This window comes from Bacillus sp. USDA818B3_A, assembly GCF_009928415.1.
GTDB lineage: Bacteria > Bacillota > Bacilli > Bacillales > Cytobacillaceae > Neobacillus.
In genome coordinates this window covers 59,083-82,056 of sequence record NZ_JAABNN010000020.1, presented here as the reverse complement: position 1 = coordinate 82,056, position 22,974 = coordinate 59,083, and the positions used below count along the sequence as shown (strand labels likewise).

Below are 22,974 nucleotides of genomic sequence, written 5' to 3'. Positions count from 1 at the left end.
GAGGACTTACAGTGAAAGAAAAAGTGAATGTTCTTATTAACGGAACAGCACACGAAGTGGAAAATGGAACTCGTATCTTAGATTATTTACTACAACAGGAAATGGAGCATCCGCACATTTGTTATTCCGAAGTTCTTGGTCCGGTACAGAGCTGTGATACGTGTATGTGTGAGGTTAACGGAAGCATTATGCGTGCCTGCTCCACAGTGGTCGAGGACGGCATGGACATATTGACTTCTTCTGAGCTTGCAAAAAATGCACAAGAAGAAGCTATGGATCGTATTCTCGAAAACCATCTATTATACTGTACCGTGTGTGACAATAACAACGGAAATTGTCGTGTCCATAATACGGCGGAAATAATGGGTATCGAACATCAATCACGGCCTCATCGATCGAAGGGCTATGAAGTAGATATGTCTCACCCGTTTTATCGCTATGATCCGGATCAATGTATTTTGTGCGGCCGCTGTGTGGAAACTTGTCAGGATCTTCAAGTGAATGAAACGCTGACTATCAATTGGAAAAGCGGGCAGCCACGTGTTTTATGGGACGGAGGAAAAAGCATTAACGAATCATCTTGTGTATCCTGCGGTCAATGTGTGACCGTTTGTCCATGTAATGCATTAATGGAAAAATCAATGCTTGGAAATGCGGGATTTATGACAGGTATTTCTGATGACCTGCTTACACCAATGATTGACATTGTTAAAGCAGTTGAGCCTGATTATCAAACCATCATGGCTGTTTCAGAAGTAGAATCAGCCATGCGGGAAACGCGTATAAAGAAAACAAAAACCGTTTGTACGTTCTGCGGGGTGGGTTGTTCTTTTGAAGTGTGGACAAAAGACCGTGAAATCCTTAAAATTGAGCCATCAGAAAACGCGCCAGTTAACAGTGTTTCTACCTGTGTGAAAGGGAAATTTGGCTGGGATTTTGTCAATTCACAAGAAAGAATTACATCACCATTAATTCGTAAAGGCGATGTGTTTGTGGAAGCAAGCTGGGATGAGGCTCTGTCTCTCGTTGCGGAGAAATTTGGCGGAATAAAAGAAACCTATGGCAGTGATGCAATTGGTTTTATTGCTTCATCTAAAATTACGAACGAGGAAAACTACTTGATCCAAAAGATGGCTCGTCAAGTGTTTGGAACGAATAATGTCGACAACTGTTCTCGTTATTGCCAATCACCCGCTTCATGGGGATTACAGCAAACCGGTGGCATCGGTGGCGATTCTGGAACGATTCAAGATATCGCGGGTGCGGGTCTTGTCATCCTTGTAGGATGTGCGCCTGCAGAAGGACACCCTGTACTTGCTACACGTATAAAGCGTGCGCAAAAGCTTCACGGCCAAAAATTAATCACCGTGGACGTGCGCAGACATGAAATGGGGGACCGTGCAGACTTGTTCGTTCGTCCAAAACAAGGGACCGACTATGTATGGCTTTCCGCTATTACGAAGTATATCATTGATCAAGGTTGGCATGATGTGAAATTTATCACAGAACACGTGAATTACTATGATGAGTTTTTGAATATGATCGAGCCTTATAGTTTGGAAGAGGCAGAGAAGATTACGGGAATTGCTACTGAAACATTAATTCAAATGGCACAAATGGTCCGTGATGCGGATGGTACAGTCATTTGTTGGGGAATGGGTGTCACACAAAATATTGCGGGATCCCACACATCCGTTGCGATCGCCAACCTGCTGCTTGCAACAGGTAACATGATGCGTCCAAACGCTGGTGCTTACCCATTACGCGGACATAATAATGTACAAGGCGCGGCTGATATGGGAACCATGCCGAACATTTTCCCTGGCTATCAATCCGTGACAAATATAGAAATCCGTGAAAAATTTGAAAAGGCTTATGGGGTTGAAATCCCTGCAAATCCTGGTCTAGACAATATTGAAATGCTCGGGGCTGTTGATAGAGGCGAGATGAAAGCGATGTTCATTGCTGGGGAGGATATGGCATGGGTTGATGCTGACTCGAATCATACACAAGCAATGCTTGCGAAGTTAGATTTTCTTGTCGTACAAGAGATCTTTTTAACAACAACCGCCCAATTTGCCGATGTTATTTTACCAGGGGCTCCGTCTCTTGAAAAAGATGGAACGTTTACGAATACCGAGCGCCGCGTGCAGCGCTTGTACCAAGCATTACAGCCGTTGGGCGATAGCAAACCGGACTGGTGGATTTTTACACAGTTGGCGAAAAAGATGGGCTTTGAATGGAATTATTCCCATCCAAGTGAAATTTTTGATGAAATGGCTAGCTTAACACCTTTCTTCAGCCAGTGTAACTATGAGGTTCTTGACGGTTGGAACAGCTTCCATTGGGGTTCTCTTGATGGATCAAACACACCGTTGCTTTACACAGACGGATTTAATTTCCCTGATAAAAAAGCAAGATTCGGCTTGTTCGAATATGTACCTCCGATGGAGTTCCCAGAAGAATTCGATCTCTCGCTTGATAACGGACGTCTCTTGGAACACTTCCATGAAGGAAACTTAACACAGAAATCAGAGGGACTGAACTACAAATTCCCGAAAGTGTTCGTGGAGGTATCTCCAGAATTAGCGAAAGAACGAGGTGTAAAGGACGGTTCACTTGTGCGTCTGGTATCACCGTACGGAGCGATTAAGCTGCCAGTCCTCGTAACCGATCGTGTGCAAGGCAAAACAGTGTATGTACCAATGCATTCCTCAAGTCACGAGAGTGCGGTAAACCTTCTGACTGGCGGGGCAGTGGATCTCGTTACACATACACCAGCATACAAACAGGTAAAAGTACGGATGGAAGTGCTTGAACTGAAAGGTGAAAACCCGCTTCCAAAATACAATCCACGTAATGCGACTCGGACACCGCAAATGGGTCTTGAGATTTACCGCAAGTGGGAACGCGGTGACTATGTTCCGATTGCTAGTGTCAACGACCATATTAAACCTGGTTTCTATGACAGGAGGAATGCTTAGTGGCAAAACCGATTAAAGTCATTCAAAAGACAGAACTGACAGAAGAAGAAAAGAAAAAGCAATCCCTGGAGAATCTTCTCTCGGGGGTTGCAGAAAATAAAGAATCGCTTCTCGAGACATTGATGCTGCTGCAGGAATTACACGAGAGCGGGATTACAGAAACTCTAGGAAGTCTTCTCAAAACGAAAGAGAAAGCAGCAAAAATTGCTGTCGGCCAACTTACTCGAAAGCCCGTCACCAACATGATCAATAATGCGATGGCCGCTGGAGGTATACTGACAGAACTGGACCCGGAGACAACGGGCAAACTCGCGAAAAGCCTGACGTCCGGATTACAAAGGGCTGAGCAGGGGTTAAAAGAGGATTACAAGATTGGACTCTTTGACTTAATGAAGGCCATAAAGGACCCTGATATTAATCGTGCGCTAGGATTTGGATTTAACCTGTTAAAAGGCATGGGTGAAGGCTTAAAAGAATAATGGGACGAGCCAAACCAAACCCATTCGTTTTTGCAAAATGAATGGGTTTCCTCATTAATATCAAACTAACTGGAATGGAGCAGGGGGGACAGCCAATGCCAAAGAATATGGAGCATCAATTTAGCATGCTTGTTCGTGAAATTCGGAAGGAATATGTCGGAAATGGTCCGAAGGAAATCACCACCAAATTTATCGGCTCATGGGCGATCAGTGAAATGAAAGGGAACCTGACAAATGTGGAGAAGTTTATGATTTCTTCCGAACATGGCGAGCAAATGGTACATAAAACGAGAACGAGTTTCGTAAAGGAAATCTACAAAAGGCCAGAGGTTCTTCTAAGATTTGAAAACTTGATGGGGGCAAAAGTACTGCGGTTATTTTCCGATATTGATATTAAAGAAGATATTGCCATGACTGTATTTGTTTTTGAACGGACGATTGAGTGAAAGTAAGTAGGAGTGAAAAACTATGAATCAACCAATGAAAAGGAAAAGCAATATATGGCGGTATGAGGCAGGTGCTGTACACAAAATAACGGATACCATTGTCACTGAATATCCGATTACGATTGTTCTAAATGATCAGGAATTCGCGACACTTGTTTGCAGCCCTGAGCACATAGAAGAATTAGTCGTTGGCTTTTTGGCTTCAGAAGGTATCATTAGAAGTTATGCAGAAATTAAGGAGCTTACGTTCATTGAAGCGACAGGTCGAGCGATTGTAAAAACGCATAAGGTCAACAAACTAAATGAACTATTTCATTCGAAGCGAGTCGTCACATCCTGCTGTGGGAAAAGCCGACAAAGTTTTTATTTTTATAATGATGAGAGAACGGTTAAGCCACTGGAAAAGGTTGATGCGACAGTTTCTATTGACCAATGCTTTCATCTGATGCGGCTTATGCAGGATTCTTCTGTTATCTTTCAGGATACTGGGGGCGTTCACAATGCAGCACTTTGTGATCAGAACGGAATCATCGTGGACAGAACGGACATAGGGCGACACAATGCCCTGGATAAAATTTATGGTTATTGTTTACAGGATTCAATCGCTCTTTCAGATAAAATTATAGTTTTTAGTGGTCGTATATCTTCTGAGGTAGTATTAAAAGTAGCCAAGATAGGATGTGGCATTGTTCTGTCAAAATCAGCACCAACTGAATTGGCACTTAATCTGGCGGAAGAGCTAAATATAACGACCGTTGGTTTTCTCCGAAGTCAAACTTTAAATATCTATACAAGACCGGATCGTATTAAGATACCGGGTGTTCTTTCACTTACGTAGAAAATGCCGTTTCAGAATTGAAGCGGCACTTTTTACGTTTTAATCAAGAGACCCTAGAGTATAAACCGGCTTCTTTCCTATAGCAAATAAAAGAAACGATGCATATTTTATTGAAAGATCATTTACTATCGCACGATAGCTATTCAATAAAAAAAGCATGTTTTTATTTTTTGCATAAAGGAGTTGGTTGTTTGGCACGGACGGCATTAGCAAGTATCCTACAAAAATCATTTCTATTGGCAGAAACAGAATGGAAAAGTCAAAAATGTAGTGGACAAGCTGCTGATCAGGACGGTATTTGTCCTCAAATAGATTTTGTTTCTATTGAAAAGGAAAAGAAGTCGTTTTCTAAATTACATGAGGTTGAAAAAAAGCTTCCAAGGATTGTTATTGTCGGAGCAGGTTTGGCAGGTCTCACTTGTGCCTACCGGCTGAAACAGGGTGGGATGAATTCAACTATTTATGAAGCGGCGGACCGGGTTGGGGGACGTTGTTGGACAAGAAGGGACTATTTTAAAGAAGGACAGGTTGTCGAGCGGGGTGGTGAATTTATTGATACTTGTCATATAGAGATTCAAAAGCTGGCAAAAGAGCTCGGATTAGAATTAGATCATTTAGTTAAGGCGGAAGCTGGAGGGACCAAACCATTTTATTTTATTGACGGGAGCGATTATTCCTTTAAAGATGTGACAGAGGATTTTAAAAAAATCTTCCCGAAACTTCAAACGGATTTAATAAAAGCAGGTGAAACGACACTTTACCATTGCTATACAGAGCGGGGATTTGAGCTGGATCATATGTCCATTGTTGACTATATCAATGAAATCGTCCCGGGAGGCATGCAATCGAGATTTGGTAAATTTTTAGCATTGGCATATACGATTGAAAATGGCGCTGATGCCAGTAAGCAAAGTGCATTAAATCTACTTTATTTATTAGGGTTTGCTCAAAGGGAGCAATTTCAAATTTACGGGGATTCAGATGAATGCCTTCATGTTAGGGGTGGAAATGATCAGATCCCGGTCATTTTAGCAAAGAATCTTAATGGACAAATTAGATTTAATTCCCGGCTTAAAAAGATTGAACATGATGGCCAAAATGAAATACGGCTTGTTTTTCAAAATGAGGAAAAGGAATGGGATGTTTTTGCAGACAAAGTTATTCTAGCCATCCCTATTAGTATTTTAAGAACGATAGATTATGAGAGTGCAAGCTTCCGTCCGTTAAAAAAACAGGCGATTAAAGAGATGGGTATGGGTGTTAATACAAAACTACATGTCCAATTCGATGGCAGGGTTTGGAATGAGCTTGGAAATAACGGAGAGACGTTTGCAGATGCAGGCTATCAGCAGACATTCGAGTCCTCACGAGCCCAACAAGGCAAATCAGGAATTCTTGCTAACTTTACAGGAGGAGAACCGGCTGCCAAACTGTTTGCACGAACAAATGATAAAATAGAAGAAAGGGCTAACAAATTTTTGGACAAGTTAAACCTCGTGTTACCAGGAATTAAAAGGAATTGGAATGGACTAGCCACTGTTGATCACTGGCTTAGCAATCAATGGGCTAAAGGCTCCTATTCCTATTTGAAGGTTGGCCAGCATACTAAATTTGGTGGTGTTTTGGGGCAAAGGGAAGGAAATATTTTCTTTGCGGGTGAGCACACATCCATTGATTATCCAGGTTATTTAAATGGTGCAGTTGAGTCGGGTGAAAGAGCTGCACAAGAGATTTTTGAGGATCTTTTGAAAAACGATAATAATCCACCAAAAATGAAAGATGGGTCATGAAATCGCTTTAAATTCATTATAAATATAAGTACCCGATAGGGAAGACCTTTCTATAGTGTCTACCCTACCAGGGTACAGTTTAGGGCGACCAATGATGTCTGACATCCGTGAGTCAGGCATTGTGGGACAAGACGCCGATGTAATTTTGTTCTTATTCCGGGAGTCGTATTAATAATAATGCAAATTAGAGATCTAAAATGAATTCTAAATTGCTTAGGATTTGTCCATGAGGCAGGGATAGGTTATGTTTAAACTACTGTTAGCTTAATTTAATAGAAAAAGATCAAACTTGCACCAAAACCTTATTTCTTCTGTCGTTTCCAGGCGATAATGGACAAAGGGATGGATAAAATCATAAAAAATACATAGATCGCCCACGGATAATGTATTAGTACTTGAGCTTGCCATGGCCATAGATACTTACCCATGCTTTATGCTACAACTCCTCGTATTTTCCTGCTTCTTTTGGCTGTTTTGACCACTTTTTTCGAATTAGCGTAACGATTAGCAGTAAACTCGGTAAAATGACATATAATAGGATTGGCCCAAGAGTCTTCTGTGCATTTATCAAACCAGCATAAATGTGTTCATTGATATTTTTTGACATGGTCATGCATAATGAATAGGAAATAAATGCTACAGGGAAGATTAGTGATGCACTACTCCGCATGTTCATCAACAGTTGAGTCGAGCGAATGACGACAAATAGATAAATGGTTATCTTAATATAAGCTGTGATAATCATCGTTAAAGCTACCATTGCATCTAAATTCTCCAGAAAATCAGCCAGTGATATTTGTCTAATTAACATATATAGGGGATATAGCGTATGCTGAAGAATATCTCCCCCAAAAACGGTGATCTCCATCAGAGTAAACACTGTAATGGTCAGACCGGCTACGATCGTAGCCATTATCGTTGTTTTCATGATTTTTTCGGGTTTTTTCACTAACGGCCAAATCGTGGCTATTGTCAGAGTCTCCGCAAATGATATGGAAATTCCCGTCGGCCATACGGCAGACCACACCTTTCCCCAGCCTTGACCTACAATAGGTTGCAGATTTTTAAAATGGACAAGTCCTGAACTAAAAAACAGGACAATTTCTATTATAAAAAATACAAATAGGATGGGTAATAGATATTCTATTAACCGTGCTAACACTTCTATTCCAGAAAATAGGCAATAGATAATAACTAGTAACATGGCCGCAATGACAAACCATGATGGTGTTCCCGGTAAAAGGGTTGCTGGGATTAACGACTTCATATCAGAAAGTGTACGTCCGGCGAGATACAAAAAATTAAGAGGGTACAACCATGCAAGGGGCACACCTAACCATCGCCCGAATTGCGCAGGAAACCATTCCACAAGCGTTAAACCAGGATTAAATTTCATAAGGAACGTATGCATGACAATGATGATTATGCCTATACTCATAGAGATTAAGGAGGAAAGCCATGCATCTCTTCCTGCTGACGAAGCGAAGCCAAATATTACTGTTGTTCCAATTTGGAAACATACAGTGAGTGTAAAAAGCTGAAAAACAGAAATCCGTTCCATGTCATTCCTCCATTCTTAAGTGTAATAACAAAAGTTTTGTAAAACGCGCGATGCTAGCTCTTAAGAGGATGAAAAAGAATGTCGCTTATTTTGCGGGATCTGGTAATAACACTGGTTTTGTAGTAAATCCTGTGCCCTGCACGGTTATATGAGAATCGACTTCCACTTCCGTATCTGGAAAAATGGTATTCCATCTTTTTTTATAATCCGTTTCCCACATCTTCGGGTATGATCGATTTACAGCTTGTCCAAACCCAAATATATCTGACTTCAATTTTTTTTGTGCCTTATCAAGTGTTAGATGAATTCTTGTTTCTACTTCCTTCTCAAACCTCGATTGGAGGGTACTGAGTACTGTTGGATTACCTAAATCTAACTTGGATGAGTTTTCATAGATTTCTATTCCTCCATAAGTTTCTATCTTGATTTTGAGCTTGCCATTTTGAAATATAGGTTTGATCTTAGTGGATACTTTCCATATTTGAGCTGCTATCCTTCCGCCGCCTTTTTCCTTTGGTATCGATACTGCTATAACTCCCGATTCGAATTCATTCCGAATCCACAAGATCCCGCGGGTTTCTTCATCATTTAACCAACCAACCAATCGGTCTCCTCGGAACACCGCAGCTCCAGTAGTACTAGGAATTCTTTTCGATGTTCCAGATTCCTTTTTTTCGTTCTGGCTTCCTTTTTCTATGAGTAAGTTTGAAACTTGGGCTGCAACGGGTTCTTCTCCATTCGACAGCATTCTTTCCCAAAACTCCCGAACCCGAACTCGAACGCCAGTTCCTGTTTTTTCCTTTTCTCTAATTTCTTCTGCCAATGCCGATTCAAACTGAGGTGATGAATGTAAGATATCAACAGCTTCTCCTTTCGTAAATAGAAGGTAATAACGTAAGTGAGACTGTCGATGTCTTGAAAAGAAGTCAAGAACAGAAGAAACTCCATCCCTTGCCAGTTCTTCCCCCACAATAATCACACGACAATGAGCAAAGAAAATCTCCCGAGGGATTTTCTCTTGAATAATTCGATAGGCTTCCATGATCGATTCTCCTTCTGCAGATACCATCATGGTTGATTTTGTCGAACTAGAACCCTGACCAGATCCACCGGCTCCTCCAGATGCCTTTGGCACGGCAATTTGCAGAGCAAGTCGGAGTTTTCCATTGTCTGTCTTGTCTATGGCTACACCAAGTACGATCGCGACATCATTGATTTCATGTCTGCTCCAACAACCAGTCAGCAAAGGTGCTATAACGATAAGTAACGTCATTATTCGTTTCATATGTTCTCCACATCTTATTGTTAGTCTAGATGCTTACTTATTCTGATGAGGTCCAGGACGCAGAGTGTCTCTCATACGAGTAGTCTTATTATTTACTCCTATCCCTGGTCGTTTCGTCATAGCCCAACGCGGTGCGCGAATGAGCACGTCTTTCAGGATGCTTTCGGAATCCATAGGAGCTACAGGTGAAAAATACGGCACCCCAAAGGAGCGAAGACGGGAAAGATGAATTTGAATGGCGATTGCCCCTAATAGTATTCCATACAATCCCAAGACCCCCGCCAGTATCATCATAGGGAACCGAAGGATGCGGATAGAATTCCCTAAGTTATAGCTTGGATTGATAAAGGATGCGATACCTGTTAGTGCTACAATCATAACCATTGGATTTGAAACAATTCCTGCTTGTACGGCCGCTTGACCAATTACTAGGGCACCTACAATACTGACAGCCTGTCCCACAGGTCGCGGCATACGGACACCAGCCTCCCGTAATCCTTCAAAGGAGATTTCCATAATTAACGCCTCTACAAACGCCGGAAACGGAACAGTCTCACGTGATGCCGCCACGCTAAGTAGCAAACTCGTCGGGATCATCTCCTGATGGAATGTTGTGACCGCAATATAAAGGGATGGCAAAAGCAAAGAGATAATTAAAAACAGATACCGAATGATGCGAATAAATGAAGCTACAGGAAAACGCAGATAATAATCTTCCGTGCCTTGTAGAAATTGAAAAAATGTTTGCGGGGCAATGAGACAAAAAGGTGTGGTATCAATCAAAATACCGATCTGTCCTTCTAATAAATTTCCCGCTACTTTATCAGGTCGTTCCGTATACGCCATTTGAGGGAAAATAGAAAAAGGGTTGTCTGAGATTAACTCCTCGATGTAGCCACTTTCCAAGATGGCATCAATATCAATTCGATTTATTCTTTTACGGACTTCTGCTACTAATGAGTCATCTGCAATGCCTTCGAGATAGGTTATAACAATATTCGTTTTCGATAATCGTCCAACGGTTAGTGCTTCCATCTTAAGTTGAGGGGTTTTCAGTCTTCTCCGTATTAAAACGGTATTGGTTCGTAAGCTTTCTGTAAATCCTTCCCTGGGTCCTCGTACCACAGGTTCTGTTGATGATTCCTCTACACTTCGTTTATCCCATTGTTGTAAACTTATGAATAACGCTTGTGGTACTCCATCGATGAGTACGACCGTGTCACCTGATAAAACATGATCAATAACATCTTGTATTGTTTGCCCTTCGCTGACTTGGGCTGCGGTAATGACTTGTTCTACAAATAATTGCTTAATCAGCAGGGGACCTGGAGGATTTTTTTGATCATTTCCATAGTTGAGCAACGGCTTTAATACATCTGAATCAATTAATTCTGTATTGACAAGTCCATCTAAAAAGATCAGCGTTCCGTTTTGTTTGCCTACTTGAAATTTGCGAAATACTATATCGGAGGAACGTTCGAAAATTTTATTAAATTCTTGTGTATCGTTCTTTAAATCTCCCGTAAGTACTTCGTTTTTTAATAAATCCTCTTCAATTTCAAGTGAACGTTGATTGTTATAGAAAAATTTGATTAAACCCTTCATTTTTTTCATCATATTCATCACGCTCATAGTCTCCATTAAACCGACTTTATTCAAAGTTCATTATGTTACAATTAATGGGGAAGTATACAGAATTGCACAAATTAACCGTCCTTGTATTTGGTGATTTTTTGCCTACAAAGGAAATGCAGTGGCTAATTCATCATAAGGATGAGGAATAATCAAAAATTAATTAACCTTGTATATGAGTTGCATACAGGTAATGAATGAAGCTCGATCTTATGATTGGTCGAAAAGAAATAAGTGAATTATAATAATAACTTTGAAAGTGCAAGAATATGGAGGGAAAATGAATGAAATTTCCAAATGATGCTGATGGAGATGCTTTACAAAGTCTGTATAAAGATGGAGTGAATTTAAAAAAACAACAATCAGTCGAATTTTTTGTGGCCGTGCCTGATCAAACAACAGGTGAAAAATTATCGCATGTACTAAAAGAAGAAGGATTCAATTGTTTCTTAGAGCAAGACGACGAAACAGACGAGTGGGCATGTTGTTGCTCTAAAAGAATGCTTTTGAATTATAATGAATTAATTAAAATACAGAAGAAACTAGATAACTTAAGTAAACCACTTGGTGGTTATTCTGATGGTTGGGGCATTTTTGTCGATTAATATTTATGGATTTCGATATCGAAACAGTAATTTGTTTTCATGGAGGTTTATGTAATTATAAGGAGAAAAACAACTTCCATACCTAGTTGTAAAGTTCTAGATTGGGTTGCTGAGGCAGCCTTTTTGTTTGACGGGCGTCACGAGGGGTTCTACCTTAGGTAGAACCCCTTTAATCCTTTGGTTTTCTTGTTTGGGTTGAACGGTCCTAGGAATGCTCCTGTGAATTCGTACATAAATCTATATGGAGAATAATAAGACAGGTGGGTTGCAGATGGACACCAATGAATTCCGTAAAGAGCTCCATCACTATTACAAAAAAATACGTGAAACGAATCATCCCTATTATTGGTACTGTTTGGCTACTACGCAGGCCAGAGCCGGATTAACAACTGAAGCACTGCAAACAATTGATATGGCATTGTCTTTTCCCGATCCTTATCCTTCGAAGCACAAACTTTTAGAAATGCGGGCAGGAATGCAATCAGCTGATTCAAGACAAATACATCCCAATCGTCCAATCATAGGAACAGTCAAGAGGGGAGATATTGATGGAGACGGGATAAAGGATAATGTCTTTCTAACTGCCAATAAAACCCCTGATAGTCCATTTTGGAAAGATATTACTTTGGTTGTCCAAAATGGGAGGACACATCTTTATGATCACATTCATTTTAAAAATAACTCTGGCTACAATCCCACTCTTTTTCTAAGTAATTTTACTGGCAAAAAGGGCGATGATATTTTAGTAGTAATCGACACCGGAGGAAGCGGCGGCACAATTTATGCGTATATTTATTCTTATATGAACGGTCAATTAAGGCAGATTTTTGATTCAGATGCATTCTATGATTCCTATAAGTACGATGTAACATATGAAAATCAATATAGAGCAAAGGTAATCAGTTATCATTTAAGAGAAAAGTATATTCTTGACCTTACTTATAAGGGGAAGGAATATTTATCAGAGATATATAACCCCAAAGGTATTTTAAAGGCTCCTATTAATGGGTGGGTGAATCCTTTGTCTGGGTTATATCCAATTGATTTTAACAGAGATAATCTATATGAACTCCAAGCCTATCAAAGGATAGCAGGCAGGTACAATGCGGACAGTCTGGGATATGTACAGACTGTATTGAAATGGAACGGTCAGGAGTTTGTTCCTGACAGGCAAACAGTGGCCATTTTTGGCGGGGAACTGAAATAGTGGAACATAAAAAACAAAGTAATCAAAATTTGGGTCTTGAAACAAGAGCAGAACAAACTTCCATATAACTCGGCGTCAAACTCTCTTCGTATTATCGATTTAATTCTATATAGAAAATCAATAAAAAAATCTTCCAAGACGGAAGATTTTTTTATTTTAAAAAGGGAAATCCTTGCTGGCGCAAAGACTCATATACCAATATTGAAGCTGTATGAGGAATAGTTTTTATTTTTGATAAAAAAACTAAAAATACAATAAAAATAATATTTGAATTAATAAATATTTATTGTAAAACGATAAAAAATAGATTAAAATCAAAATCAGAATAATAAGTGAGGTGGTTTTTATGGAAAAAGTAACAACGTTGTTTTTAAAAATAGCTGTTATTCTTTTAGGTGTTCCAGTTCTTGCTCTTTGCATCTTTTTAGTACCTGAGCTGGCGGGTCTTGCAGCAAAATTGCTTCCAGAGTTTGCTTTTATCAAATATCTCGTTTTCATCGTTTTTGATGCATCGTCGATACCGTTTTACTTTGCTTTGTATCAGGCTTTCAAACTCTTACGCTATATTGACAAAAATAAAGCTTTTTCCGATTTATCTGTGAGAGCTTTAAAGGTAATCAAATACTGTGCAATTACAATCAGTATTTTGCATCTGCTAGTTTGGCCGCTATTCTATATCTTTGCGGAAGTAGACGACGCACCAGGAGTTATCTTTGTCGGATTGGTTGTTCCTTTTGCTTCGATGGTTATCGCAGTCTTTGCGGCTGTTCTCCAAAAACTTTTACAAGAAGCAATTGATATCAAATCGGAAAATGATCTAACGGTCTGAGGTGAATAACAATGGCAATTATAATCAATATTGATGTGATGTTAGCAAAAAGGAAAATGAGCGTAACAGAACTTTCGGAGAAGGTTGGAATAACAATGGCGAACCTTTCTATATTGAAAAATGGAAAGGCAAAAGCGATTCGATTATCCACTTTAGAAGGAATTTGTAAGGCTTTAGAATGTCAGCCAGGAGATATTTTAGAATACAAAAGTGACGAAGACAGTTAAATAATGTGGTTAGGGGAGGTATAACGATGGAAATGAACAATTTGATTATTGAAAATATGGCTAACCCTCATGAGCTGGAAAGAATATATAGAAAAGACCCGAAAGCTTTTAAAAAGTCATTCTCACACGCATGGGAACAAAATCCGGATTCTCAGGTTCTTGGCGTTTGGTATGAACGATTGCATTTCAAGGAGAGGGCAAATACAGAAAAAGCTTCCTTCATTCAGAAAGGATTCTTATTCATGGGCATTTTAGCCATTCTGGCCGGGATAAGCACCAGGATCATCTTCCATTTTGTCGAACAGGAAGCAATTGCTCCAATTAACTTGGCCTTTGGTATTATTCCCTTTATTGCTGCCTATTTTATTTACAATAATACTCCGAAAAAAAGTGTTATTTATTCCATTGCAGCGTTGTTCCTAATTTTTGGGTTTTATCTTAATATGCTGCCATTAAATTATAAAGACAGTATGATCCTTGCTTATTTACACTTTCCCATATTCTTATGGGTATTGGTAGGGCTGGCATTTACAGGAAATGAATACTCGAAAGGCAGTACAAGATTAGCCTATATTAAATTTAATCTGGAATACTGTATTCTCTATGCCAGCATGGCAGTTAGCGGAATGGTGCTAGCAGCATTGACCATGCGGTTATTTAGCTTTGTAGGCTTAGATATAGAAGACTTCTATTTTAGTAATATTGTTTTATTTGGAGCTGCCGCTCTCGCTATTGTGGCTGCATACCTGGTATCAACAAATCATCTGAAACTTGCAAAGAATATTACACCATATATAGCTAAAATTTTTAGTCCTCTTGTTCTGGTCACTTTGTTGGTCTATCTTATAACGGTTATATGGGTCGGAAAAAATCCATTCTTGGACCGCAATTTCTTGATAGCATTTAACGGAATACTCCTTGGTGTATTGGCTGTTACCATATTTTCCATTACAGAAAGCGGATCTGACGAGAAAAAGAACATTTCAGATTATATAAATTTTGCCTTAATTGTTCTTGCACTTATTATTGACAGTGTGGCTTTGTCAGCTATCGTGTTCAGACTTTCTTCTTATGGGATTACGCCTAACCGAGTTGCTGTTTTAGGAGTAAACATACTTATCTGGGCAAATCTAATTTGGATTATGCTCTCCTATATGCGTTTTCTACAAAACAAATCCGGACCTTCAACGATCCAAGATGCCGTTACTAAGTATTTGCCGGTCTACGGACTTTGGGCAGCTTTCGTAACATTTACTTTTCCTATAATTTTTAAATAAAAAGAAGAGTGTGTAACTTAAAAAGCAATGATAATACACATCAGGCGATACTTCCCAACAATTTAGTCGAAATGAAAAAGGGTGAAACACCAGTTGAAGGTGTTCACCCTTTTTCATTTATCTTTGAACTTTTGGAGTGACCTCTTATTTGAGATATCTAATACTTGCAATCAAATTACCTATTAAATTTATATGTATAGAGATCACCATTATAAAAGGTCTCAAAATATCCAAGAATGCATTCCTTACCATCGAATGAAACCGTAGTAATTGCTTTTGATTTCAGAAGTGCACCTTGGTCGATTTGCAATAGTTTTTTTTGTTCAGGGGTAGGCAAAACTGCCTCCATCTCTAATTCACTGCCAAGAACTGTATAGCTTAAAGATTTCAAGTAATCATAAAAGGAGTGATTTAAAGCTTCTACATTAATTGCAGGTAGGACTTCTGTAGATACATAGTTATAGCTTATAGCTATTGGTGTACCATTACCCATTCTTAATCTAACAAAATGATGAATAAAAGAATTTTCTTTTAAATTTATTTTTTTTGATATCACAGGTATTTCGTTAGATTTAATTAGTTCATAAGAAAGGAGCTTTGATCCTGGATAAAATCCAATACTCCTCATATCTTCTGTAAAACTAGAGTGATTTTCCAGTGACTTTGTCACATGGGAGGATGATACGAAGCTGCCTTTTCCAGAAATTCGCGTGATTTGTTTTTTTTCTACTAGCTTATTTAGAGCTTTATTGATTGTCATTCTACTGTAACCAAAGAGTTCAGCTAGCTGTTCTTCCGTTTCAATCTGATCACCAACTTTTAGTTCCCCAGTATTAATCTTATTAATTAAATAATCTTCAACTATTGTATATTTTGGGGTATTTTTCATGTATTTAGGTCCCCTTTCAATTTGATAATAGATTATGGACAAATAAAATTGTCTCATCACTACTTGGAAAATTCTTCATAATGTTATAATAGCTTATTCTGTATTGATAGTATTATGAAACTTTAATGTATTGAAAGGAAATAAAACTATATACATATTTATATTTGTATATACATAATTTAATACCAATGCATATACAAAAGGAGTACTATCAGATATCGTTCTTTAGATAAGGTATCGAATGAACGATTTGGAAGAGAAATTTAAAAACATATACATATTCATATTTGTATATACATAGTATTATAACAAATGCAGTTCCAGTAAAGGAAGATATGGTATTTATTTTCTGAATATTTTGTTTTTAGAAGAGAAATTAAGCGTAAGGAGGTGTGCATCTTTAGTAAAGTTTAATGGAAATGACTTTGTTAAGTTTAATAGGAGTGATTAAGTAATGAAAATGATTGATTATATCTACGATCAGCCCAATCGGCTAAAAAAAATCTTAGACTCCAAAGATGATACTTGTCTACCGTTACTAAGCTTGATAGATAAGAATCGAATTAAAAGAGTGTATTTGACGGGATCTGGAACAAGCTATCATGCGGCCTTATTAATGAAAATGTATTTTGATCAATATACAGACTTTGAAACATCCGTTTCTATACCTACATTTTTTTCTAGATATGAAATTCTCAGTAAAAATTATAAGAAAGAAGAAACAATGCTCATTGCCATTTCGCAGTCGGGAACGTCTGTATCTTCTATAAATGCTGTGAAAAAGGGGAATCTATTTGGTATTCATACAGTAGCATTAACCGAAGATTTAAACAGTTTCATCACGAATGAAGCGAAACTATCGATTCATTTAAATTGTGGGAAAGAGAAGATTCCGATTGAAACAAGAGGATATACCTCTACTGTATTTACATCCATCCTTTTGGCAATTCAAATCGGAAAGCGTATTGGTAATCTATCAGAGCTTGAGTATAAAAAAATAATAGAATCGTTGGTAACGGATATCATTCAAATGCCCTCTGCCATACAACAAATTGAAGAATGGTACAAGATGAACAAATATGAATTAATTACCATGGAAAAAGGTGCAATCGCAGGCTACGGCTATAATTATGTTACAGCGATGGAAGGATATTTAAAGTTGTATGAAACATTTCACAAACCGCTTTCTGCCCACGAACTTGAAGAGTTACTTCATGGATATGAGATGGCCTTTGACTCCAGGCAGTATATTTTTTTGATTGCGTCTGAGGGAGAAGAGATCCGATCAATCGATAAGTTCAGGTCTTTTTTAGATCAGTTAACAGAGCATCAATTTGTTATCACAAATCAAAATATTAATCTAAGGAGTAAAGACTTATACCTAGCTAACCCTGTAAGTAAGGTATTTAGTCCTATTTTATTCATATTGCCATTTCAAATTATGGCAGCTAGGAATTGCGAATCAATAGGTTATGACACGTCTATCTATCCACATAAAACAAGAAGTTTCTCCCATGTAAGATAATTGATTGATACAGGAAATAAACGCTTTATTTATATACAAATTGGAATTCATTCTTCTGGGAGGAGTTTTATAGTGTCTAATCAATTTTTAATCGCTACTCATGGTCGTCTAGCGGAAGGATTTTATGAATCCGTAAAGTTTTTTAATAGTCAAATAGATAATGTGCACTATATGAATGCCTATGTTGAACATAACGATTTTGAAGAGGACTTTATCGAGAAAGTGAAAGCTTTATCCGAATCTCCTCTAATTGTATTTACAGATATTCCAGGTGGCAGCGTAAATAGAATTGCTTCAAAATACATGACTACCTTTGGCTATAAAGTGATTAGTGGAATCAATCTATCGGTTCTTTTGGAATTTGTGTTCAGTACTGAAAATATGAATGAGGAAACGATTGAGCAGCTTGTAACATCGTCAAGAGAACAACTAGTGTTCATGAACAAATTAATCGAAGAAATGGAAGGGAAGGAGCTTACTAATGATTAGTTTAGTAAGAGTGGATGATCGCTTGGTTCATGGAATGGTAGCGGTTTCCTGGACTAGTGCGCTGAAACCGGACTGTATTTTAGTTGCTAATAATGCTGCTTCAAAAGATGCCTTTATGAGTATGACGATGAAATTGGCGAAACCGGCTGGGGTAAGTTTGATTATTAAAAATATCGAAGAATCCGTAAGTCTACTGAATAGTGAGAAATACAAAGGTAAAAAATTTTTTGTTGTTACTGAAAGTATAGAAGATGCCTATAAAGTCAGTGAACAGGTTGATAGTATTAAAACAGTTAATATTGGGACAGCAGGATTAAAAAAGAAAGATAAATTGTTTTCAACATTACCTCAAATCAAAATGACTATAGAAGATTTTGAGTATGCTAGAAAGCTGCATGAAAAAGGTATTGAAGTTTTTGCTCAAGTTACACCATCTTTAGAAAGAATGAATTATGAGGGAATCCTTAAAGCATTTCATACTAATTAGCTAAGTGGGGGCGAAAAAATGATTATTCAAGGGATTTTGATTGCCTTAATTGCTGCAGTCGTTTATATGGAAAGCAGAATAGGCGGTCAACACATGTTAGATCGACCTATTATCATTGGTCCGTTGGTTGGTTTGGTGATGGGGGACTTTCAAACTGGTTTAATCATTGGTGGTGGACTCGAACTAGTTTGGATGGGACTTGTTGGTATCGGGACATCAACTCCTCCCGATGTGGTGGTTGGCTCTGCTTTAGCTACCGCATTAGCGATTCAAACGGGCGCTGATTATCAGACCACTTTAGCATTAGCTATTCCGATCGCTTTACTCGCTCAATTTGTAGCAATCGGGGTTGGAATATTGAATACTACCTTTGCCCATTATGCAGATAATCAGATTGCAAAAGGCAACTGGAAAGGAATCGCAATTGGAAATTGGTCAGGTTCACTCATTTACTTCTTGTCTAAGTTTTTAATGGTGTTCATTGGTTTTATGGTCGGTGGAGATGTGATTAAAGGGATAGTGGATCATATTCCTCAAGTTATTCAAGCTGGTTTAGCACAATCGGGGAATCTGCTTCCAGCTCTCGGGGTTGCGATGTTGATGCAGTTAAGTTTTGATAAAAAATACGCTGCATTTCTGTTCCTCGGATTTGCTCTGGTAGCTTTCTTCAATATTTCAACGATTGGAGCTGCCGTATTTGGTGCAATCTGTGCCTATCTTTATTATCAATTTAAGCCAATGGAAGGGGAATTATTCTAATGGAAAATAACTCAAAGAAGTTATCAAAAAAAGACTTAATGAGTGTTTACTTAAGACATTACCAACTTCTCGGTTGTTTTAATTATGAGAGACAGATGTCGACTGGATATGGCTGGGCAATGACACCTGTTATTAATAAATTGTATGGTGATAATGAAGAAAAGCTTAAAGAAGGTTACCAACGACACTTAGAGTTTTTCAACTGTGCGACATCTACTTCACCATTTATTCTCGGAATCAGTTGTGCTATGGAGGAACAGTATGCAAATGCCGAAGAAGAAGAGTTCGAGGTATCTTCCATAAATTCAGTAAAAGCTGCACTAATGGGGCCGCTAGCCGGGATTGGTGACTCATTTTTCTGGGGTACGTTTCGAGTAATTGGTGTTGGAATCGGTGCGCCATTGGCACTTAAAGGTAGCATTTTAGGACCGTTATTATACTTTTTGATGAATGTAATCCCCAGTGAATTGGTAAGGTGGTTTGGATTTAGAATAGGTTACAAAGGTGGAAGCGAATTTTTAGCTAAGATTAGTGCAAATGGGACGTTACAAAAACTAACAGAAGCAGCCAAAGTTCTTGGCCTGGTTGTGATTGGGGCATTGATTGCTTCAATGGTAGTAATCAAATTACCTACTGCAATAAGCATTAATCACGCTAAGATTAATGTTCAAGAAACCTTAGATTCGATCATGCCTAAATTATTGCCTTTACTAGTGACGTTTGGCTGCTATAGTCTTCTACAAAAGAGAGTCAGTGGAACCTGGATCATGTTTGGGCTGATTATACTCGGTATTATTGGTGTTGTTTTAGGCGTTTTAAAGTAAGGGGAGGTAAGGATGAGAAGAGAAGATATTATTGACGGACTTAAAGACGGTTTAATTGTTTCTTGCCAGGCTATTCCGGGTGAACCTCACTATATGGATGGAATGACGGTGAAAATGGCCGAATGTGCAGAATGGGCTGGAGCTGTCGGTATAAGAGCGAATTCACCGGACGACATAAAAAGAATGAAAGAAACAGTCGATTTACCCATCATCGGTCTTTGGAAAATAGACAGGAATATTAAGGATGTATATTTAACACCTGATCTAAATGCTGCCAGGGAAGTTTGGAAGGCTGGTGCAGAGATTATTGCTGTTCAGGCAACTAAACATAAGAGAGAGGATGGAAAGTACTCCTATGAAACCATAAGGGAGATAAAACAAGAAATTCCTGAAGCTTTAATATTTGCAGATATTTCAACGCCTGAAGATGCAATGATCGCTGCCGAGTATGGAGCTGATTTTGTAGCTCCTACATTACAAGGATATACAAAGGCTGGTTACTTCGATCAAGTAACGATAAAGGACGAACCTGACTTTATTATGTTGCGAGATGTTGTGGATGCAGTAAAAGGAACAGAAACAAAGGTGATTATGGAAGGTAAGGTTTCAACTCCTGAAATCGCCGTACAATGTTTATACATGGGGGCTTATGCAGTTGTCGTTGGGAATGCTATCACTCGTCCTCATATTACAGCAAAGCGATTTGCTAGAATGCTGAAGCGATACCATGACTAATTATTTAGTACCTTCATTATTTTTTTTCTGTATTATCGCTAGTTTTATATATAAGAAGGTTATAACCAAAAAATATTTGTCGTTATTGATGGAATATAAACTTTATAAAAAAGAAGATGAATATATGGAATTGTTGTCTTCTGTACCTATTAAACTATATTTTTCGTCAAAAACGATCATGGTATTAAAAATAAAATATTATCTAGACACCAACCAATACGATCAAATAAAAGAGATAACAGAGCAATTAAGGAAATCGAATGTCAAAATCAAAGACTTGGTTAGTATCCTACTGTCCGTATATGCTTATTATTTAGACTTCGGGCACAGAAATGATGGATTAGAAATATACAATTTCTTAATTGGTCATATAGATCAAGAATCGAATCAAGAATTATACCGTGAATTGAATGAATTAAAAACGATATATATTGATCATGACAGGAACTATATAAGTGTTTTGGAGAAAAAGATTGAAAAAACAAAGCTACTACCCGAAATGGTCATACTTTACTTTAGACTTGCAAAGCTTTATGAATTTCTTGGAGATGTGGATCAGTCGAAACTATTACTCCAAAAAGCAAAGAGTTTTTCTATATCACAAGGACAAATTAAACAATTGGATAGATTAATAGGAACCTGAATATCGATTGACAGGACAACATGGATTTGAACTAAGAGGAGGATAATAAAATGAATAAACAAACATGGGATATGTACGATTATATTGTAGAATCAAAAGATGCAGTAAGAAAAATTGTAGATAATAAAGATGAGATTCTTAAAGAAGCAACTGAATACATTTTCTCAAGTAATATAGATAGGATATATTTAGTAGGATCAGGAACTAGTTATCATGCTGGTTTAGCATCCAGTAGTTTGATGGAGAAAGTTTTAGGCATACCAGTCATTGCTCAATATCCGATGGATTTTAAAGACCAAGAATTTTTACCAGATTCAAATACGTTGGTCATTGGGATTTCTCATGCAGGAAGATCTACATCTACCATCCTAGCTTTGGATAAAGCTAAGGAAAAAGGGTATGCAACCATTGCTGCATCTGCTGAGCAAGATACACCAATTATTGATCATGCCGAACGTTTCTTAGAAATTTCAGTAGGACCTGAATATGCAGCGCCAAAAACAAAAGGATACATTGGAACTGTAGCTACATTGGTATTATTGGCTCTAAACATTGGCTTAAAATCAAAGAAAATCACTGCTTTAGAGTATGAGAGCAATGTATCCGATTTGCTTGATACAACCGATAATATCCCGGCTATTGCTGAAAAAAGTGTTGATTGGTATAACAATAATAAAGAGGAATTCATTAAATCTAGAAGAATGATCTTTGTGGGCTATGAGCAGTGCAAGTCTGCTTTAATGGAAGGAACATTAAAAGTACTGGAAGCGGTTAGATATAGTGTAACGGGATATGAATTAGAGGAATTCATGCATGGTGTTTATCATTCTATTGATCAAGATACCTTCATGTTCTATATTGGTTCAGAAGGTCAGTACCACAATAGAATGATAAATATGAGAAACTATTTTGAAAAGGAAAGAGGCAATAAAAACTTTGTTATTACCTCTGATAAAGGTCTTGAAAAGGATCCTCATAATTTAATCTTTGATTTTAAAAATCATCAGTATTTTGCTTCTTTAGAATATGTTGTACCATTTCAAGTCCTTGCTAGAAAGCTTTCTATAGATTTAGGGATTGATTGTAATATCTCTTCAGATCCTGGTTTCCATAGAAAAATGGGGAGTTATACTTATTAAATCATCATGTAATGAGCTGAGTTTTGTAAGCCCTATTGATAAAAATAAGTATACCTTAACGATATTTATAGGAAAAAGCCGTATCTTGAATTTTTCAAGCAATATACGGCTTTTTTCAATTTATTAGCAGCGTGAAGGAGGTTTCAATAGAACAATCACTACATTCCTTTGATTCCGAATAAGCAAAGTATATTCAATCATATAGTCTCCTGATTCTAAAGCCGTTAAAGTACCATCATGCTTCGAAAATCTTACTATTTAAATCTTTTTAGACTAATCCCTTTCACTTTAGAAATAATGATAATAATGAAGAAATATTGTTGG

At 37.9% G+C, this 22,974-nt stretch carries 22 protein-coding genes and 1 pseudogene; 19 read left to right on the top strand and 4 right to left on the bottom strand.

Annotated elements, in window-relative coordinates:
* The first annotated feature begins 11 nt into the window (after nt 1-11).
* From fdhF to GXK58_RS22195, 6 genes and pseudogenes are all read left to right on the top strand, one after another.
* A complete protein-coding gene (fdhF, locus tag GXK58_RS22220; protein ID WP_160725371.1) occupies nt 12-2,984 on the top strand; it encodes a formate dehydrogenase subunit alpha in 2,973 nt (990 codons plus the stop codon).
* Nucleotides 2,984-3,463, top strand: a complete 480-nt coding sequence (locus GXK58_RS22215) for a DUF1641 domain-containing protein (RefSeq protein ID WP_160725370.1) — start codon at nt 2,984-2,986, stop codon at nt 3,461-3,463. Before fdhF ends, GXK58_RS22215 begins: the two co-directional genes overlap by 1 nt.
* A 95-nt stretch (nt 3,464-3,558) precedes the next feature.
* Nucleotides 3,559-3,909: a DUF2294 domain-containing protein gene (locus GXK58_RS22210; protein ID WP_160725369.1), complete on the top strand. Its 351-nt coding sequence runs from the start codon at nt 3,559-3,561 to the stop codon at nt 3,907-3,909.
* 22 nt (nt 3,910-3,931) lie between these two features.
* A complete protein-coding gene (fdhD, locus tag GXK58_RS22205; protein WP_160725368.1) occupies nt 3,932-4,747 on the top strand; it encodes a formate dehydrogenase accessory sulfurtransferase FdhD in 816 nt (271 codons plus the stop codon).
* 191 nt (nt 4,748-4,938) lie between these two features.
* Nucleotides 4,939-6,537 (top strand): flavin monoamine oxidase family protein, encoded by a 1,599-nt coding sequence (locus tag GXK58_RS22200; RefSeq protein WP_237389750.1) that lies wholly within the window; start codon nt 4,939-4,941, stop codon nt 6,535-6,537.
* 85 nt (nt 6,538-6,622) lie between these two features.
* Nucleotides 6,623-6,706 (top strand): annotated as a pseudogene (locus GXK58_RS22195) (DnaB-like helicase C-terminal domain-containing protein); the annotation flags it as partial.
* 267 nt (nt 6,707-6,973) lie between these two features.
* Here GXK58_RS22195 and GXK58_RS22190 read toward each other — a convergent pair.
* The 3 genes from GXK58_RS22190 to GXK58_RS22180 form a co-directional block, all read right to left on the bottom strand.
* Entirely contained in the window at nt 6,974-8,098 is a 1,125-nt protein-coding gene (locus tag GXK58_RS22190; protein WP_160725366.1) for a GerAB/ArcD/ProY family transporter, read from the bottom strand.
* Nucleotides 8,099-8,183: 85 nt separating this feature from the next.
* Nucleotides 8,184-9,383, bottom strand: a complete 1,200-nt coding sequence (locus GXK58_RS22185; protein WP_160725365.1) for a Ger(x)C family spore germination protein — start codon at nt 9,381-9,383, stop codon at nt 8,184-8,186.
* 33 nt (nt 9,384-9,416) lie between these two features.
* Entirely contained in the window at nt 9,417-11,006 is a 1,590-nt protein-coding gene (locus GXK58_RS22180) for a spore germination protein (protein WP_160725364.1), read from the bottom strand.
* Nucleotides 11,007-11,299: 293 nt separating this feature from the next.
* Between GXK58_RS22180 and GXK58_RS22175 the strand changes: the two genes are divergently transcribed.
* From GXK58_RS22175 to GXK58_RS22155, 5 genes are all read left to right on the top strand, one after another.
* Entirely contained in the window at nt 11,300-11,620 is a 321-nt protein-coding gene (locus GXK58_RS22175; RefSeq protein ID WP_160725363.1) for a ribonuclease E inhibitor RraB, read from the top strand.
* A gap of 463 nt (nt 11,621-12,083) precedes the next feature.
* Nucleotides 12,084-12,827, top strand: a complete 744-nt coding sequence (locus tag GXK58_RS22170; RefSeq protein WP_237389751.1) for a hypothetical protein — start codon at nt 12,084-12,086, stop codon at nt 12,825-12,827.
* A gap of 346 nt (nt 12,828-13,173) precedes the next feature.
* Nucleotides 13,174-13,656, top strand: coding sequence for a DUF2975 domain-containing protein (locus GXK58_RS22165; RefSeq protein ID WP_160725361.1), 483 nt, complete (start codon nt 13,174-13,176; stop codon nt 13,654-13,656).
* A gap of 11 nt (nt 13,657-13,667) precedes the next feature.
* Nucleotides 13,668-13,883, top strand: a complete 216-nt coding sequence (locus GXK58_RS22160) for a helix-turn-helix domain-containing protein (protein ID WP_160725360.1) — start codon at nt 13,668-13,670, stop codon at nt 13,881-13,883.
* Between the two features lie 26 nt (nt 13,884-13,909).
* Entirely contained in the window at nt 13,910-15,160 is a 1,251-nt protein-coding gene (locus GXK58_RS22155) for a DUF4153 domain-containing protein (protein ID WP_160725359.1), read from the top strand.
* Nucleotides 15,161-15,335: 175 nt separating this feature from the next.
* Here the strand turns inward: GXK58_RS22155 and GXK58_RS22150 are convergent, their stop codons facing one another.
* Nucleotides 15,336-16,049, bottom strand: coding sequence for a GntR family transcriptional regulator (locus GXK58_RS22150; RefSeq protein WP_160725358.1), 714 nt, complete (start codon nt 16,047-16,049; stop codon nt 15,336-15,338).
* A 454-nt stretch (nt 16,050-16,503) separates the two neighbouring features.
* On the opposite strand from GXK58_RS22150, the gene GXK58_RS22145 reads away from it, so the two are divergent.
* The 8 genes from GXK58_RS22145 (at nt 16,504) to GXK58_RS22110 (ending at nt 22,650) form a co-directional block, all read left to right on the top strand.
* Nucleotides 16,504-17,574 carry an SIS domain-containing protein gene (locus tag GXK58_RS22145; RefSeq protein WP_160725357.1) on the top strand — a complete coding sequence of 357 codons (1,071 nt, stop codon included), beginning with the start codon at nt 16,504-16,506 and terminating at the stop codon, nt 17,572-17,574.
* Between the two features lie 72 nt (nt 17,575-17,646).
* Complete coding sequence (locus GXK58_RS22140) at nt 17,647-18,063, top strand: PTS sugar transporter subunit IIA (protein ID WP_160725356.1); 417 nt, start codon at nt 17,647-17,649, stop codon at nt 18,061-18,063.
* The gene (locus GXK58_RS22135; protein WP_160725355.1) at nt 18,056-18,550 is read left to right on the top strand and encodes a PTS sugar transporter subunit IIB; all 495 of its coding nucleotides are present in this window, start codon (nt 18,056-18,058) and stop codon (nt 18,548-18,550) included. The genes GXK58_RS22140 and GXK58_RS22135 overlap by 8 nt, the downstream gene beginning before the upstream one ends.
* 18 nt (nt 18,551-18,568) lie before the next feature.
* The gene (locus GXK58_RS22130) at nt 18,569-19,309 is read left to right on the top strand and encodes a PTS mannose/fructose/sorbose/N-acetylgalactosamine transporter subunit IIC (protein ID WP_202171428.1); all 741 of its coding nucleotides are present in this window, start codon (nt 18,569-18,571) and stop codon (nt 19,307-19,309) included.
* Nucleotides 19,309-20,133, top strand: coding sequence for a PTS system mannose/fructose/sorbose family transporter subunit IID (locus tag GXK58_RS22125; protein ID WP_160725354.1), 825 nt, complete (start codon nt 19,309-19,311; stop codon nt 20,131-20,133). The genes GXK58_RS22130 and GXK58_RS22125 overlap by 1 nt, the downstream gene beginning before the upstream one ends.
* Before the next feature lie 12 nt (nt 20,134-20,145).
* Nucleotides 20,146-20,868 (top strand): N-acetylmannosamine-6-phosphate 2-epimerase, encoded by a 723-nt coding sequence (locus tag GXK58_RS22120; protein ID WP_160725353.1) that lies wholly within the window; start codon nt 20,146-20,148, stop codon nt 20,866-20,868.
* Nucleotides 20,861-21,511: a hypothetical protein gene (locus tag GXK58_RS22115; RefSeq protein WP_160725352.1), complete on the top strand. Its 651-nt coding sequence runs from the start codon at nt 20,861-20,863 to the stop codon at nt 21,509-21,511. Before GXK58_RS22120 ends, GXK58_RS22115 begins: the two co-directional genes overlap by 8 nt.
* Before the next feature lie 50 nt (nt 21,512-21,561).
* Entirely contained in the window at nt 21,562-22,650 is a 1,089-nt protein-coding gene (locus GXK58_RS22110; protein WP_160725351.1) for an SIS domain-containing protein, read from the top strand.
* Nucleotides 22,651-22,974: the final 324 nt, after the last annotated feature.

Coding starts and splice junctions, on each gene's coding strand:
- GXK58_RS22175 (WP_160725363.1), top strand. CDS start 11,300: ATGAAATTTCCAAATGATGCTGATGGAGATGCTTTACAAAGTCTGTAT.
- GXK58_RS22210 (WP_160725369.1), top strand. CDS start 3,559: ATGCCAAAGAATATGGAGCATCAATTTAGCATGCTTGTTCGTGAAATT.
- GXK58_RS22130 (WP_202171428.1), top strand. CDS start 18,569: ATGATTATTCAAGGGATTTTGATTGCCTTAATTGCTGCAGTCGTTTAT.
- GXK58_RS22135 (WP_160725355.1), top strand. CDS start 18,056: ATGATTAGTTTAGTAAGAGTGGATGATCGCTTGGTTCATGGAATGGTA.
- GXK58_RS22110 (WP_160725351.1), top strand. CDS start 21,562: ATGAATAAACAAACATGGGATATGTACGATTATATTGTAGAATCAAAA.
- GXK58_RS22180 (WP_160725364.1), bottom strand. CDS start 11,006: ATGAATATGATGAAAAAAATGAAGGGTTTAATCAAATTTTTCTATAAC.
- GXK58_RS22165 (WP_160725361.1), top strand. CDS start 13,174: ATGGAAAAAGTAACAACGTTGTTTTTAAAAATAGCTGTTATTCTTTTA.
- GXK58_RS22190 (WP_160725366.1), bottom strand. CDS start 8,098: ATGGAACGGATTTCTGTTTTTCAGCTTTTTACACTCACTGTATGTTTC.
- GXK58_RS22155 (WP_160725359.1), top strand. CDS start 13,910: ATGGAAATGAACAATTTGATTATTGAAAATATGGCTAACCCTCATGAG.
- GXK58_RS22160 (WP_160725360.1), top strand. CDS start 13,668: ATGGCAATTATAATCAATATTGATGTGATGTTAGCAAAAAGGAAAATG.
- GXK58_RS22185 (WP_160725365.1), bottom strand. CDS start 9,383: ATGAAACGAATAATGACGTTACTTATCGTTATAGCACCTTTGCTGACT.
- fdhD (WP_160725368.1), top strand. CDS start 3,932: ATGAATCAACCAATGAAAAGGAAAAGCAATATATGGCGGTATGAGGCA.
- GXK58_RS22115 (WP_160725352.1), top strand. CDS start 20,861: ATGACTAATTATTTAGTACCTTCATTATTTTTTTTCTGTATTATCGCT.
- GXK58_RS22170 (WP_237389751.1), top strand. CDS start 12,084: ATGCGGGCAGGAATGCAATCAGCTGATTCAAGACAAATACATCCCAAT.
- GXK58_RS22150 (WP_160725358.1), bottom strand. CDS start 16,049: ATGAAAAATACCCCAAAATATACAATAGTTGAAGATTATTTAATTAAT.
- GXK58_RS22120 (WP_160725353.1), top strand. CDS start 20,146: ATGAGAAGAGAAGATATTATTGACGGACTTAAAGACGGTTTAATTGTT.
- GXK58_RS22125 (WP_160725354.1), top strand. CDS start 19,309: ATGGAAAATAACTCAAAGAAGTTATCAAAAAAAGACTTAATGAGTGTT.
- GXK58_RS22145 (WP_160725357.1), top strand. CDS start 16,504: ATGAAAATGATTGATTATATCTACGATCAGCCCAATCGGCTAAAAAAA.